Here is a 14,402-nt window from a genome sequence, read left to right on the forward strand (position 1 = left end):
GGGCGCGGGCGCCGGGCCGGGGCCGGGCGGGCCGCCGCGGGCGCGGCGGGCTCCGCGGCGGGCTCGGGCACCGTGGGCTCCGGTTCCGGTTCCACCGCGTGCCGGGACAGCGGGAAGTCGGGGGCCTTCATGCCCTTGGACTTCAGGCGGACGAGGCGGTGCCCGGCGGCCTGCTGCACGCTGAGCCCGCAGTCGTCGCGCCCGCGCACCATCGCCAGCAGCTCCTCCTGCACCGGCTCCGGGTCGCCCCAGGTGCCGTAGAGCTTCTGCGTGCTCAGGCAGATCGGGCGCAGCCCCCGGCTGAGCACGGCCTCCCAGGCGGCGACGGAGACGCCGGGGGTGTGCTCGGAGCGGAAGTCGTCGAGGACGACGATCCCGTCCGGCAGCAGGACATCACGCGCCGCGCCGATGTCGTCGTACACGTGCTCGTACAGGTGCGAGCCGTCGATGTGCACGAACCGGCAGGTGCCCGGCTCGACCTCGCCGGGCACCAGCGAGCTGGGGCCCTGCACGACACGCGGGAGTGCGTCGTGGAAGGAGAGGTAGTTGGCCTCGAAGACCTGGCGGGTGAGCGCGCTGTACGACTTCGTCGACTCGGCCCGGTTGGCGTCGTCCGGGGCGTCGCCCTCGAAGAGGTCGCACACGGTGTACCGCTCGCCCTCCTGGAGACGGCGGCCCAGGAAGATCGCGCTCTTGCCCATGTAGACCCCGACCTCCAGCAGGTCGCCGCGGACGCCCGCAGCCTCCTGCCGGGCCAGGAGCCAGTCGAAGAGCACCTGGTCGAGTACGGGGAACCAGCCCGGCACGTCGTCGAGCCGGCGGGGCCGCGGGGGCGCCTCATGTGCAGTGGTCATGAAAGACGAGCACTTCCTCGTTGGGGTGGTCCGGTCAGCAGCTGCCCGGCGCCTGCCCGGGTGGACACCCCGTCCAAACCCCCGAGAAGGTGATTACCGGGTCAATCACCTACGTACCGTACGCGGTCCTGGCCGCGTCCGGGGCACGAACGGCGCTATGCCGTGTGAACGATTGCCGGCCCGCTTCGGCTACCCCCGACCCGGGCCGAGTATGGCCGGAGTCCCGCGCTCGCCCTCCCCGCCCGGCCGGCTTGGCCGTCGGGGCGGATGGGGAAGACGCCGGCGTCGTGCGGAAACAGGCCGCCGGGGACGCGCGTCTGCGGGCGTCCGGCACGAACCGGGTCGGCGACGGCTCCGTCGAGACCCCGGCCACGGAAGCGGAACCTCAGCCCTTCACCACGCGCCGCGCCCTCGACGCCCCGGCCAGCGACCGTCGCAGCAGCGGGGTCGCCCATTCCTCCACGTACCGGTTGAGCAGCCAGGCCAGCAGCAGCATCAGCGCGACGGTGCCGGTGACGGTGACCGAGGACGACAGCCCCAGGTCCTGGTGCAGGACCTTGATCACGACCCAGCCCAGGTGCTCGTGGACCAGGTAGAACGGGTAGGTCAGCGCGCCCGCCACGGTCAGCCACCGCCAGTCGGCCCAGCGCAGCCAGCCCAGGGCGACGGCGAGGACCGCGGCGAAGCCGAGGGTGACGATCAGGATGATGACGAAGGACGAGCGGTAGGAGAACTGGTCCGGGGTCGACGGGTGCCACAGGTTGTCCACCGCGTAGTGCTGTCCGGTGAGCCAGCTCACCGCCACGATGCCCCAGGCGGTGACGTCCCGCCGGTCGCGGTGCAGCAGGTAGATGCCGATGCCGCCGATGAAGAAGGGCGCGTACTCGGGCATCAGCACCAGGGACAGCAGGGGTTCGCCCGAGGCCTGGGCGATGGCCGCGGCCAGCGTCCACACCGCGCAGAACAGCACGATCCGCCGACGGCTGGCGCCGGGCAACACGATGAACAGGGCGAACAGCGCGTAGAAGCGGACCTCCACCCACAGCGTCCAGTCCACGCCGAGGACCCGCTCGGCGCCGAGCGGCTCCTGGAGCAGGGTCAGGTTCAGCAGCGCGTCGCTCGGCGACACCGCCGCGTAGGCCACGCCCGGCAGTGCGAACACCACCGTCACCAGGACGACCGCCACCCAGTACGCGGGCAGCAGCCGCGCGACCCGCGAGGCGAAGTAGGAGCGCATCGACCGGCCCCAGCCGCTCATGCAGATGACGAAACCGCTGATGATGAAGAAGATCTGGACCCCGAGGCAGCCGTAGGCCAGCAGCGAGTGCATCGTGGGGAACTGGAACTTGGGCGAGGAGCCCCAGGCCTCGGTGACGTAGCCGCCCCGGCCGCCGTAGTGGTAGCCCGCCACCATCAGCGCGGCCAGCAGCCGCAGCCCGTCCAGGGCCCGGAGCCGGCCGCCGACGGCCCTGTCCTTCGTGCCCTTCCCCGCTTCCCGCTCCGGCGGCGACGGGGCCTGCCCGGCCGGTGCGTTCGTGAGCGCTGCCGTGCCGGACTGCGCTGTCGTCGTGCTCACGACCGTTTCGGTCACCCTGACACCCCTCGTACCGCTTCCGCGGGCCGTGCCCGGCGCAGCCGGTGATCGAAATGCGCCGGGCCGAAAAGAACGAATGTACGCGTCAACATTACGGGTGGAATGGGCCCTCCCCCGCGCAGGAGAGGGGCGATTCGCTCACCGGTCCCCTGTAGTTCATCTCTCGGCAAGGAAAGAGGTCAGCGAGAGGCTGCTGTGAGTTCGATATCACAGTTTGCATATCCCAGCCCCGAAGCCCCAGCCCCGACGACCGGTCAGAAGCCCGCAGAAAGCCGAACGGCCGCCTTGCCGAGGTAGCTGAGACGTCTCACCCGCCAGGTGCTTGTCCATGGCGTCCTTGATGCCCGGCCAGTTCGGGTCGCCGAAGTCGTCGAGCACCGCGATCGCGCCCGGCGCCGCTGTCTCCTCGGCCCACTGAAGATCCGCGAGGACGCCCCGGCCGAGTGGTCGCCGTCCACGATGATCACGCCGTAGCTGCGGTCGGACACGGCCGCACGGGTCTCCGCGTCCTCCGAGAAGCCCTGCCGGATGCGGGCGGCACTGCCGGCCTGTCCGGCCGGCGCGAGGTTGGTGCGCACGGCGTGCTCGTCGACCGGGGTGCCGGTCGGGTCGGGGCAGGAGAGGGTATGAGGGAGCCGGCGTGCGACGGCGCGTGGTGCGCCGCACGCCGGGTTCACCCGTATCGCGGGGGCAGGAGGGTGCTCAGCGGGACCCGCGCGGCCGCGCGGGTCCCGCTCAGTCGGACTTGAGGAGCCGCGCCGAACGGTTGCCGAGCTCGATGCGGATCGACTCCTTGCGGGCGAGCTGCCGGATGGACCGGCCGCGCGTCCCGAGCAGCGCCGCCACCCGGGCGACCTCCGACCACACCCGGGCCCGCTCGCCGCCCGCGATCGCGGCCGCCGACAGCAGCCGGCACGCCTCCTTGACGTCACCGCGCCGGGCCCGTATCTCGGCCATGCCGATGAGCACGTCCACCGGCTGCCTGCGCCGCAGGATCTCCGTGCCCACGCGCAGTGCCTCGTCGTCCTTGCCGGCCTTGAAGTGCCGGGCGAAGTCCTCGGCGAGATAACGGCCGTGCCGGGAGAGCACCGCGGCGAACCGCCGGGCCGACTTGCTGTCGTCACCCTCGGCGGCGCTGTCGGCGGGGAGTCCTTCCTCGTCCCGGTCGTCATCGTCCTCGCTCAGGGCGCTGTCGACCGCGAGGCGGGCGTCCTCGCCCGGGCCCGGCAGCCCGAGCGCCGCCGTCATCCGGGCGGTGAAGGCCGGGATGTCGAACAGTTCCTCGACGTCCTGGTACTCCTCCTCGGAGACCTCCTCGCCCAGCACGCCGCGCAGCGCCTCCAGGGCGGCCTCCGGCGTGTACGCGTCGAAGGAGCGGTATCCGGGCACCCCCTCCAGCACCTCCCGGGAACCCACCCGGTGGTACGTGACCGTCCGCAGGCGCTGCTGCACGGCCTCGACCACCGACAGCGGCATCGGATCGTCGACGCTGGAGAGGAAGAAGACGTCGGAGGCGGCCAATTCCTCGCGCACCCGGTCGCGGGAGAGCGCTCCCATCCACTCGACGCGGTCCGAGATCAGCGTCGAGGGACCGATGCGCCAGGTCTTGTGACCGATCCACGCGAACTTCCACGGCAGGCCCCGGGTGTGCGCCAGTTCCGCGACGCGCGAGAACAGGTCCAGGCCCTTGCGGTCCTGCATCGAGCCGACCATGACGATGCGCGGCTCGGCGCCCGGGGTGCGCCGGGCGCGGGCGCGGTGGGTGTCCTGCGGAACGGTGTTGTAGATGACCACGGGGTCGTTCACGCCGAGCTGGCGGAACATGTCGGCCTGTGCGGTGGAGACGCACAGGACCTTCATCTTCGGCAGCACCTTCAGCATCTCCGCGTGGCGCAGCGCGTGCTGCTCGCCCTCGAAGTTCATGACGTACTCCGTCTCGTGCGCGTAGAGCACCACGGAGCGTCCGACGGCGTGCAGCGCCTCCACCAGGTCGTTGGCCAGCGCGGAACGCCAGAACGGCGCCAGGCTGTTGAGCAGCACGACCTCGGCGCCCTCCAGGTCGGACAGCACGTCCTCGGCCCGGGAGTAGACCCCGAGGTCGAAGTAGCGGACGTCGACCGGGCTCTGGGCGAGCAGCGACTGGGTGTAGGTGAGGACGGGGATCGCCACGCCGGTGACGTACGAGAACCCCAGGCCCAGTACGGCCAGGGAGCGCGGCCGGCGCTGCCGTTGCTGGACGGCGCGCAGGGCGCGCTCGGCCCGTGACAGGTCCGCGGCGGTGCCGCCGGCCGGGTCCGCGGGCCGCGCGCCGGCCGGCCGCTCGGCCGGCACCGCGGCCTCCTCGATGTGGCGCACGACATCCTCGGCGACGTCGTCGTTGAAGGTGAGGAAGTGCTCCACCGGCTCGCCGTGCGCGTTGGCGATGAACTTGCCCGAACGCTGAAGGTCGGCGACGACGTCGACGAGTTCCCCGACGGTGCCGACGTTGCGCAGCAGGGGGTGGTTGACCGTGGGGAAGACGATGTTCAGCGCGGGCGGGCTGAACAGGATCAGCGGGGTGCCGGCCCGCAGCGTCTGCAGGTAGGTGGTGGAGAAGAAGGTGACGGCGAGGTCGTAGCCGTCGAGCGCGGCGGCGTCGAGCAGCGCCGTCTCCTCCAGGACCGTCACGCCGGGCAGCGTGCGCAGCCAGGTGAGGTGTCCCTCCAGCGTGGAGGGGTGCGGCTTGATCTCCACCTCGCCGAACTCGGCTAGCGCGGCGCACAGTTCGCCGAGCTGCTTGCGGTGCTCTCCCTTGGAGAGCTTGCGCTGGTCGGCCAGTGGCTGGTCCAGGATCACGACGCGCAGGGCCTCACCGGGGCGCTTGGCGTGCCGGTGCGTGGTGGAGCGGGCGGCGCGCAGCAACGCGGGGTCGTCGCTGTGCGAGAGCGCGCCGGTGATGTGGACCGGCGGGTCGGCGTCGGCCGTGCGGAACATCAGGTGGTGCGCCGTGGCCGGGCCCCACACGCAGACCGCGGCCGGGGAGGAGGAGCCGTAGTACCAGTTCTGGTCGCGCAGGCCGGCGTCGGTCTTCTTGAAGTGGAAGTCCAGGTGGCCGTCCTGCACGAGGACCAGCGGCAGGCTGCGGCGCAGCGCCTGGGCGACCCGGCGGCCGCGCTGTGACTGGTCGTTGAAGAACACCAGCCGCTCGATGCGCTCCTCCTCGACGAACGCCCGCACGCGCGCGCCCAGTTCCTCCAGGAACTCCTCGTTGCTGAGTGCCTCGTCCACGGCGAAGAGGTTGCGGACCGCCGGACCGTCGAAGCGGGCGGCGGCCTCCTGCTCGATCCACTCGGCGACGCGCCCGTCCCGGTCGGCCGTGACCAGATGGAAGGAATGCGTCTCGGCCTTGCGGGCCCGCATGATCTCAGAGGCGAGCCCCACGCCGTTGCGGTTCTCGACAAACACAGCGATACGCATAGAAGTACCAGTCCACTCCGACTACTTGAAGGAGAACGGAAGGCGCCCTGATGCGGGGGGCCTCAACAGTTCCGGAGGACCGGGCATACCTTCGTATGGGAATCAGATAGTGCCCGGCACTCCTGGAATTCGAACCCAAGTAGAACTCTGAGTGAACTGTCCGTGACTTTTATATGGTCAGCACCTGGTTGGTCGCTGGTCAGCGGCTGCCCAGTGGCTGGTCAGTGCCTGCTCAACGGCGGACGGCCTTCTTGAGCGCCCGGGCCCGCCGCACCATGCGCCGGGCCGCGGAGTTGCGCGGCAGAAACGCCAGCCGCGCCGGGATGCCGCCCGGCAGGCCCAGCGAGGTGAGCCGGCGCTTCTTGAAGTAGCGCTGGGTGCGCGGCCCGAAGTGCTGGGCGAGGAACCGCTCCGCCGCCGGGCGCAGACTCGGGTAGATCTGCGGCTGCATGGTGAACCCGAGGGTGTCGACCAGGCCGTCGAGCAGCTCGCCGGAGAGCCGGTCGCCGTCCTTGGCGCCCTCCAGGGCCGGCAGCAGCGCGTCGGCCAGGGCGACCGGCACCCGGTTGCTGTTCTGGTACGGCGTCAGCCGCTCCAGCAGCCGCTCGGTGCCGATGCGGGCCACCGGCAGGTCGTAGAGCGCGGACGCGGTGAACAGCGCGGTGGAGAAGCAGCCGACGACCAGCGCGGGGCGTGCCTTGGCGAAGATCACCTCGGCGAGGACGGGGGTGTCCAGCACGGTGAGGCCGACGCCGAGCCGCTCGGCCTCCGCCTCCAGGGCGAGGCTGTAGCGGGCCGGCGCGGTGGGGTGCGGCTTGAACACGATCGCGCGGTGACCCCGCTGGACCGCCCCGCGCATCATCCGCACGTGCAGGTCCTCCTCCTCGGCGGGGGAGAGGATGTTCAGCGCGGACAGGTACTGGCCGAGCAGCAGGGCCGCGTTGTCGGGGAGGCCGGGCAGGTCCCCGGCGGCCCCGGTGAGGCCGCTCATCACCTTGAGGAAGGCGTCGGTCGGCACCAGCTGCGCCGGCACGCCGAACTCGGTCAGCAGCAGCGGGGTGAGGCCGGGCACCAGGTCCAGGTGGAGCAGGCGCCGGATGCGGGTGCCGACCAGCGGGTCGAGCTTGTTGCGGGTGGGGCCGTAGCTCATCAGGCCGTCGGCGTAGACGTGCACCGGGGCGCCGGTGAAGATCTGGGCCAGGGCGAGCGAGGGGTTCACCTGGACGGACTCCACGACCAGTTCCACCCGGTCCTCGCCCAGCCCCCACAGCAGCCGCAGGTAGCGCTCGAACAGCGGCAGGTCGTCGGGGCGCGGCTGCCAGGCGCCGGGGTGGAACGGGCGGATCGCCTCGTTGAACGACAGCACCTCGTCGAAGTGGTCGCGCAGCGTGCCGAAGCCCGGCATCTCGTCGACGGCCGGGGTGGTCTCCGGCGTCGCCGAGTTGTTGAAGACCAGCAGCACCCGCCGGTCCGGCTCGGTGAAGCAGTCGGAGTCGATCGCGGCGGCGAGCGTGGCCGCGCCGTACAGCGTGGAGACGCAGAAGATCTGGGTGGTACGGGACATCAGGCAGCCGCCTTCGCTGTGGTGATCCGGCGCCGTAGCCGCCGCAGCTTGGCGGCGCGCCGCAGGTCCATCGTGTCGAGTACGTCGCCGAGGGCGTCCTGGGGCATGCGCTTTATGGCCGCCGCGGCCATGATCCGCAGCTGCCTGGCCACGGACGGCTCGAACTTCTCGATCTCCGACAGGTGGTGGGCGATGATCGCGCAGTAGGTGCGCACCGCCTTGGGCAGCAGGCGGTCGGCGTCGCGGTCCGCCGCCGTCTCCTCGACCACCTGGTCGAAGGCCCGGATGAAGTCGAGCTGGCGGACATCGCCGATCTGCGTGAGCGAGCCGGCCACCCCGCGCCGGTAGAACACGCCGAGCAGGCCCACCACGGCGAAGGACTCCGCCTCGCGGTGCAGCTTCCAGATCCACGGCCGGTCCTCGGCCGTGCGCAGCCCGTCGGTGAAGTGCAGGAGGCCCTTGTCCAGCAGCCGGCGGTGGAAGGCGCCGGCCCAGGCGTAGGGGTAGTCCACCGAGGTCGAGCGGTCGGCGGGCAGGATGGCGTCGCGCGGGTCCAGCACCTCGTCGCGGCGTCCGACGGGCGCGCGGTGCACGGTGCGCGCGCGGTGGGTGGCCTGGACGTGGTCGGTGCGGACGAAGTCGCAGCCCAGCTCCTCGATGGCCGCGACCAGCTCGGTGTAGTAACCGGGGGCGAGCCAGTCGTCGCCGTCGAGGAAGGTGAGGTACTCGCCGGTCGCGGCGTCGAGGCCGGTGTTCCGCGCGGTGGCCAGCCCTCCGTTCTCCTCTCGGCGGATGTAGCGCACCTGGGCGACCGCGGAGAGTTCTTCGGCCGCGCGTTCGAGAATGGCCGGCGTCTCGTCCTTCGATTTGTCGTCGACCAGGATGAACTCGAAGTCCGGCCGGGCATTCGCGCGAAGGCTGCGCAGGTTGTCCGGGGCGTATTGCTGCACGTTGTAGAACGGCACGATCACGGAGAGCTTTGGCACCTGCGAAAGCGTAGGAGGCGGTCCCGCAGGGGAACTTTCCGGTGAGGGTACGGAGGGTGAACTCAATGTGTCGGAACGGTGCATCCCGTGTACTTCCTGGGCTTCGGCGAGCCAGTTCGGCTCTCGGTGGGTTGCTGTTAACTTTTCGTTGAGGCGAGGTTGGCCAGTAACTAGAAATGGCTTCCTAGCGTCTTGGACGTGCCACCAAGTACAACGAAGCCCACGCGGATCGCAGTACTCGCCGACTCGGACACCCGCTGGAAATGGGGTGCGCTCACGGCGAGCCGTATCGCTCCGGGCCCGTCCATGGAAGCCGGACCGCGAGGCGAGACGCAAGTCGCCCTCGCCCTGGACGGATTCCTGCTGCGCGGCCGCGCGACCCCCACGCCCCGCCAGCTGGCGGAAGTGGGCGTGCGCGCCGACTCGCTGACCGAGGTGACGGCCGTCGAATTCCTGCACACCATGGCGCGGGAGTCCTACGACGTGCTGGTGCTCTCCCTGGTCGGCGGCGGAGTGCAGGCCATGCTGCACGGCCTGAAGCGCGTGTGGGAGGACCGCGAGAAGCGGCCCGTCGTGGTCACCGGCTACGTCGGCGTCGTCTACGAGAAGCTCGCCGACGGTCTGCTGCTGCGGCACGGCGCGGACCTCGTCCTCGCCAACTCCCGCCAGGACGCCGAGCGCTTCCGCGCGGTGTACGACGGGGTCGGCGCCGACTCCTCGGCGGTCACCGAGGTGGCACTGCCGTTCCTGGGCGGCGCCAAGTACACCGGCGAACAGGACCCGTACACCGTGGTCTTCGCCGCCCAGCCCTCGGTCCCGGCAAACCGCAGGGACCGCACCTACCTGCTCGACCGCCTGGTCCAGCACGCGCGGCTGCACCCCGAACGCGAGGTGCTGCTCAAGCTGCGCTCCAAGCCCGGCGAGCACACCACCCACATCGAGGAACTGCCCTACCAGCGGCTGGCCCAGAAGCACGGCGAGCTGCCCCCCAACTTCCGGCTCGTCTACGGCAACATGGGCGAGGTCCTGGACCGCACCGACCTGCTCGTCACGGTCAGCTCGACGGCCGCGCTGGAGTCGCTGCACCGCCGGATCCCCACCGCCGTCCTCACCGACCTCGGCGTGCGCGAGGTGCTCGGCAACCACCACTTCGTCGGCTCCGGCTGCCTCGCCTCCTGGGACCAGCTCGACGCCGGGCACCGGCCCGCGCCGGACGCCGGCTGGGTGGCCCGGCAGGGCGTCGCCGCCGACGGCGGCTCCTACGAGACCGCCTTCGACGCGGCCCGGAAGCGGATCACCAAGCTGCTCGGGCAGCCCGCCGGACTGCCGCCCCTGACGCCGTACTACACGCCGGCGACCGCCCCCGGCTACCTGCCCGGCATCCTCGCCCGGCACCACCTCGGCCCCGACGGCACCCCGCTGCCCGGTGCCCCCGCCCACGACAAGGAGCCCGGACCGGTGCGGCAGATCGTGCGCCGCGCCGCCCGCGGCGCCTACCGGCACGGCGTCCAGCGGGTCGCGCCCGTCATCCGGCGGATGGGGGAGCTGTGAGCCGCACCAACCCTGCTCAAGGAGTAGTTCCCATGTCCAACCCGGAAGCGGGCCAGGGCGCGACGGTGCGCCGGGTCCTCGCGGTGATCCCCGCGCGCGGTGGCTCCAAGGGCGTCCCCGCCAAGAACCTCGCCCCGGTCGGCGGTGTCCCGCTGGTGTCCCGCGCGGTCCGCGAATGCCTCGCCTCCCGGCTGGTGACCGACGTCGTCGTCTCCACCGACGACCAGGCCATCGCCGCCGCCGCCCGCTCGGCCGGCGCCGAGGTCGTGCTGCGCCCCGCCGCCATCGCCGGTGACACCGCCACCTCCGAGGCCGCGGTCCTGCACGCCATGGACGCCCACGAGGCGCTGCACGGCTCGCCGGTCGACGTGGTCCTGCTCGTGCAGTGCACCAGCCCGTTCGTGGTCCGCGAGGACATCGACGGGGTGGCCGGCGCGGTCGTCGAGAACGGCGCCGACACCGCCGTCACCGTCGCGCCCTTCCACGGCTTCGTCTGGCGCGACGCGGACGCCGAGGCGGAGGCCGACACCGTGGTCACCGCCGCCGGCTCGCGCAGCACCGGCGGCGGCTACGGCGTCAACCACGACAAGGCGTTCCGCCCCCGCCGCCAGGACCGCCCCCAGGACCTGCTGGAGACCGGCGCCGCCTACGCGATGGACGCGGCCGGCTTCCGGACCCACCAGCACCGCTTCTTCGGCCGCACCGAGCTGGTGCGCACCGACCCCGCGCGCGTGCTGGAGGTCGACGACCCGCACGACCTCGCGCGCGCCCGCGCCCTGGCCCCGCTGTTCGACGCGGACCGCCCCGGCGCCCTGCCGACCGCCGCCGACCTCGACGCGGTCGTACTGGACTTCGACGGCACCCAGACCGACGACCGGGTGCTGATCGATGCCGACGGACGGGAGTTCGTCTCCGTGCACCGCGGCGACGGCCTGGGCATCGCGGCCCTGCGCCGCAGCGGCCTGCGGATGCTCATCCTGTCCACGGAGCAGAACCCGGTCGTCGCCGCCCGGGCCCGGAAGCTGCAGATCCCGGTGCTGCACGGCGTCGACCGGAAGGACCTCGCGCTGAAGCAGTGGTGCGAGGAGCAGGGCATCGCGCCGGAGCGCGTGCTCTACGTCGGCAACGACGTCAACGACCTGCCGTGCTTCGCCCTCGTCGGCTGGCCCGTCGCGGTCGCGAGCGCCCACGACGTCGTACGCGGCGCCGCACGCGCGGTCACCACCGTCCCCGGTGGTGCCGGCGCGATCCGAGAGATCGCCGGCTGGATCCTCGGACCCTCTCTCGACTCTCTCGACCCTTTCACCCAATAAGGAAAGTTCCTGCCATGAGCACCCACACCCGCCTGCGCACCTTCGGTACCCGCGAGGTCGGCCCCGGCAAGCCCGTCTACATCTGCGGCGAGATCGGCATCAACCACAACGGCGAGCTGGAGAACGCCTTCAAGCTCATCGACGTGGCCGCCGAGGCGGGCTGCGACGCGGTCAAGTTCCAGAAGCGCACCCCGGAGATCTGCACCCCGCGCGACCAGTGGGAGATCGAGCGCGACACCCCCTGGGGCCGGATGACCTACATCGACTACCGCCACCGCGTGGAGTTCGGCGAGGACGAGTACGCCCAGATCGACGCGTACTGCAAGGAGAAGGGGATCGACTGGTTCGCCTCCCCGTGGGACACCGAGGCCGTCGCCTTCCTGGAGAAGTTCGACGTCCCCGCCCACAAGGTCGCCTCCGCCTCCCTCACCGACGACGAGCTGCTGAAGGCGCTGCGCGCCACCGGCCGTTCGATCATCCTGTCCACCGGCATGTCGACGCCGAAGCAGATCCGCCACGCGGTCGAGGTCCTGGGCAGCGACAACATCCTGCTCTGCCACGCCACCTCCACCTACCCGGCGAAGGCCGAGGAGCTCAACCTCCGCGTGATCAACACGCTGGAGAAGGAGTACCCGAACGTCCCGATCGGCTACTCCGGCCACGAGACCGGTCTGCAGACCACGCTGGCCGCCGTCGCCCTCGGCGCCACCTTCGTCGAGCGCCACATCACCCTGGACCGCGCCATGTGGGGCTCCGACCAGGCCGCCTCCGTCGAGCCCCAGGGCCTGCAGCGTCTGGTGCGCGACATCCGCACCATCGAGGCCTCCCTCGGTGACGGCGTCAAGAAGGTCTACGACTCCGAGCTGGGCCCGATGAAGAAGCTGCGCCGCGTCCAGGGCGTCGTCGCCGAGGCCGAGATCGCCGCCGCGGCCGGCGAGCCGGTCCAGGTCTGACGCCCCGGCCGGCCCCGGCCGGCCCCGACAACCCCACAACGCCCTACGACGGGACGGTCGCAAGCCGATGAGCCCCCGCGCCGGGAATGCCGGCCCCCCCACCCTCGCCTTCGTCGAGAGTCCGGTACAGCTCCTGAACGTGCTGGAGTGGGCGCACGTCCACGCCCCCGGCGCGGGGCTCACCCTCGTGGTCCTCTCGCCCGTCGATCCGATGACCCGCGGCCAGCTGCGGCGGATGTCGGAACTGGCGCGCGAGGAGGGCCACGAGGTCCGCTGGGAGGAGGCGCGCGGCGGCGCGTCGGCACCCTTCCGGACGATCGGCGGGCTCATGGGGCCGCTGCGCCGCGCGGAACGGATCGTGATGGGCGATCCGTTCTCGCGGTACGTCCAGCTGCTGCTGACGATCACCCGGGCGCGGGAGCTGGTGGTCGTGGACGACGGGACGGCGACGATGGAGTTCGTCACCCAGCTCGCCCGCGGCGAACGCCTGGTCCGCTGGCATCGCCGGGGCGCCCGCCCCGGCCCGCGCGACCTGCTCTTCGCTCCGGTCTCGTCCGCCGCCAGGCGCCGCCTCACCCCGGGCGGGGACCGCCGGGCCGAGGTGTTCTCCGCCATGCCGATCGAGGAGACGCCGGGCGGCGTCACGGTCACCGCGAACACGTTCGCCTGGACCCGCGCCCGCTTCGGACCGCCGCGCATCACCAAGGGCGCGGACATGGTCGGCACGTCGCTGGTGGAGACCGGCGTGGTGGACGGCGACCGCTACCTGGAGGCGGTGCGCGCGCTCACCAGGACGCACGGCGCCCGACGCTACTTCGCCCACCGCCGCGAGAGCGCCGAGAAGCTGCACCGGCTGGCGGTGGAGACGGGCCTGGAGGTGGTCCGCCCCGACCTGCCCCTGGAGCTCATCGCCCGCCGCGGCCCGGTGGGCCGCACCATCCTCAGCTTCCCCTCCACGGTGGTCCACACCCTGCCGCTGGCCCTGGCCGGCACGGACGTCCGCGTGGCGGTCTGCGACATCGACCCCGACTGGCTCACCCGGACGGCCTCACCCCGCGCCCAGGGATTCCTGGACGGCGTGACGGGCACCGCGCGGGACGTGCACCGGCTGTCGGCGGTGCAGGCGGTCTAGTGCCGCGGCACTGGCCTGCCGGGCAAGGGCCTGTCGTGACGATCAGGCCGGTGTCGCGGGGCCCGGCGGGGGCCGCGCCGGATCAGGCCGGGCCCGCGGCCCCGGTACTCGCCTCGGCGGGCTTGCGGGCCAGCAGGAAGGCCCGGGGGAACTTCTCACCGTCCACCGGCTCCCGCAGCACCCGCGCGTACGGCTCCAACCCGGCCTCGACCAGCAGCCGCGCCACCTTTTCGGGCGTACGCCAGTGATAGTCCAGCGCGATCCCGTGCCCGAACCGCTCCGTCAGGTGCAGGCGGCCGTCCGCGTCGGCGGCCTGGAAGCCCAGCAGCACCGGGGCACCGGGCCGCAGCACCCGGTGGAACTCGGCGAACGTGCCCGGCAGGTGCTCGTCCGGCACATGGATGATCGAGTAGAGCGCCTGGACGCCGCCCAGCGCCGCGTCCGGCAGGTCCAGCCGGGTCATCGTGCCCACGTGGAAACGGAGCGCCGGGTACGCCCGCCGGGCCAGCTCCACCATCCGGGGCGCCAGGTCCACGCCGAACACCGGAACGCCCAGGTCGTGCAGGAGCGCGGTGCCGTGCCCGGGCCCGGACCCCAGGTCGGCGACCGGGGCGGGGGAGTGCGCGCGGGCCAGCTCGGCGAAGGCGCCGACCACGGCCCGGTCGAAGGGGACGCCGTCCAGCGCCTTGGGGAAGCGGGACGCGTAGTCGGCGGCGATGGTGTCGTACGAGGTACGGGTGGCCGCGAGGAACGCGGTGGTGTCCGGATCGCTCACGGTCGCGCACGCTACCGGCCGGCCGCGAGCCGTGGGGGTCCGTCAGGTGAACGGAAGCGCGCGGGTGGGGCCGGGCGTGGTATGCGTGGAGGAGAGGGTGGTACTCGTGATCTACCCGATCCCAAGGAAATCGGGCGAGCATACCCACCCCAACCGATACCTATGCGTCCGGCGGCCAGTTTTTCTTCCTTCAACGGGCTGAACTTTTGTTGATCGCGGGTCAG

Annotated in this window: 10 protein-coding genes; 4 read left to right on the plus strand and 6 right to left on the minus strand. The window is 71.9% G+C overall.

What is annotated here, in order from left to right; translation table 11 throughout:
- The 5 genes from ACFF45_RS26685 to ACFF45_RS26705 all read right to left on the minus strand — a co-directional run.
- Positions 1-854, minus strand: an 854-nt coding sequence (locus tag ACFF45_RS26685) for a class I SAM-dependent methyltransferase (protein WP_381349068.1), incomplete at its 3' end; no start/stop codon positions are given.
- Positions 855-1,239: 385 nt separating this feature from the next.
- A complete protein-coding gene (locus ACFF45_RS26690; protein WP_381349070.1) occupies positions 1,240-2,445 on the minus strand; it encodes an acyltransferase family protein in 1,206 nt (401 codons plus the stop codon).
- 738 nt (positions 2,446-3,183) lie between these two features.
- Positions 3,184-5,904: a glycosyltransferase family 4 protein gene (locus ACFF45_RS26695; protein WP_381349072.1), complete on the minus strand. Its 2,721-nt coding sequence runs from the start codon at positions 5,902-5,904 to the stop codon at positions 3,184-3,186.
- Positions 5,905-6,136: 232 nt separating this feature from the next.
- The gene (locus tag ACFF45_RS26700) at positions 6,137-7,468 is read right to left on the minus strand and encodes an alpha-2,8-polysialyltransferase family protein (RefSeq protein WP_381349073.1); all 1,332 of its coding nucleotides are present in this window, start codon (positions 7,466-7,468) and stop codon (positions 6,137-6,139) included.
- On the minus strand, positions 7,468-8,454 hold the full coding sequence (locus ACFF45_RS26705) for a glycosyltransferase family 2 protein (RefSeq protein ID WP_381349074.1): 987 nt from the start codon (positions 8,452-8,454) through the stop codon (positions 7,468-7,470). Before ACFF45_RS26705 ends, ACFF45_RS26700 begins: the two co-directional genes overlap by 1 nt.
- 198 nt (positions 8,455-8,652) lie before the next feature.
- On the opposite strand from ACFF45_RS26705, the gene ACFF45_RS26710 reads away from it, so the two are divergent.
- From ACFF45_RS26710 to ACFF45_RS26725, 4 genes are all read left to right on the plus strand, one after another.
- A complete protein-coding gene (locus ACFF45_RS26710) occupies positions 8,653-10,005 on the plus strand; it encodes a DUF6716 putative glycosyltransferase (RefSeq protein ID WP_381349075.1) in 1,353 nt (450 codons plus the stop codon).
- Between the two features lie 32 nt (positions 10,006-10,037).
- Positions 10,038-11,318, plus strand: coding sequence for a cytidylyltransferase domain-containing protein (locus ACFF45_RS26715; protein ID WP_381349076.1), 1,281 nt, complete (start codon positions 10,038-10,040; stop codon positions 11,316-11,318).
- 14 nt (positions 11,319-11,332) lie between these two features.
- Positions 11,333-12,271: an N-acetylneuraminate synthase family protein gene (locus tag ACFF45_RS26720; RefSeq protein ID WP_381349077.1), complete on the plus strand. Its 939-nt coding sequence runs from the start codon at positions 11,333-11,335 to the stop codon at positions 12,269-12,271.
- A 67-nt stretch (positions 12,272-12,338) separates the two neighbouring features.
- A complete protein-coding gene (locus ACFF45_RS26725; protein WP_381349078.1) occupies positions 12,339-13,403 on the plus strand; it encodes a hypothetical protein in 1,065 nt (354 codons plus the stop codon).
- 82 nt (positions 13,404-13,485) lie between these two features.
- On the opposite strand, the gene ACFF45_RS26730 is transcribed toward ACFF45_RS26725, so the two are convergent.
- Entirely contained in the window at positions 13,486-14,178 is a 693-nt protein-coding gene (locus tag ACFF45_RS26730; RefSeq protein WP_381349079.1) for a class I SAM-dependent methyltransferase, read from the minus strand.
- Positions 14,179-14,402: the final 224 nt, after the last annotated feature.

The organism is Streptomyces cinereospinus (assembly GCF_042430725.1).
Lineage (GTDB): Bacteria > Actinomycetota > Actinomycetes > Streptomycetales > Streptomycetaceae > Streptomyces > Streptomyces cinereospinus.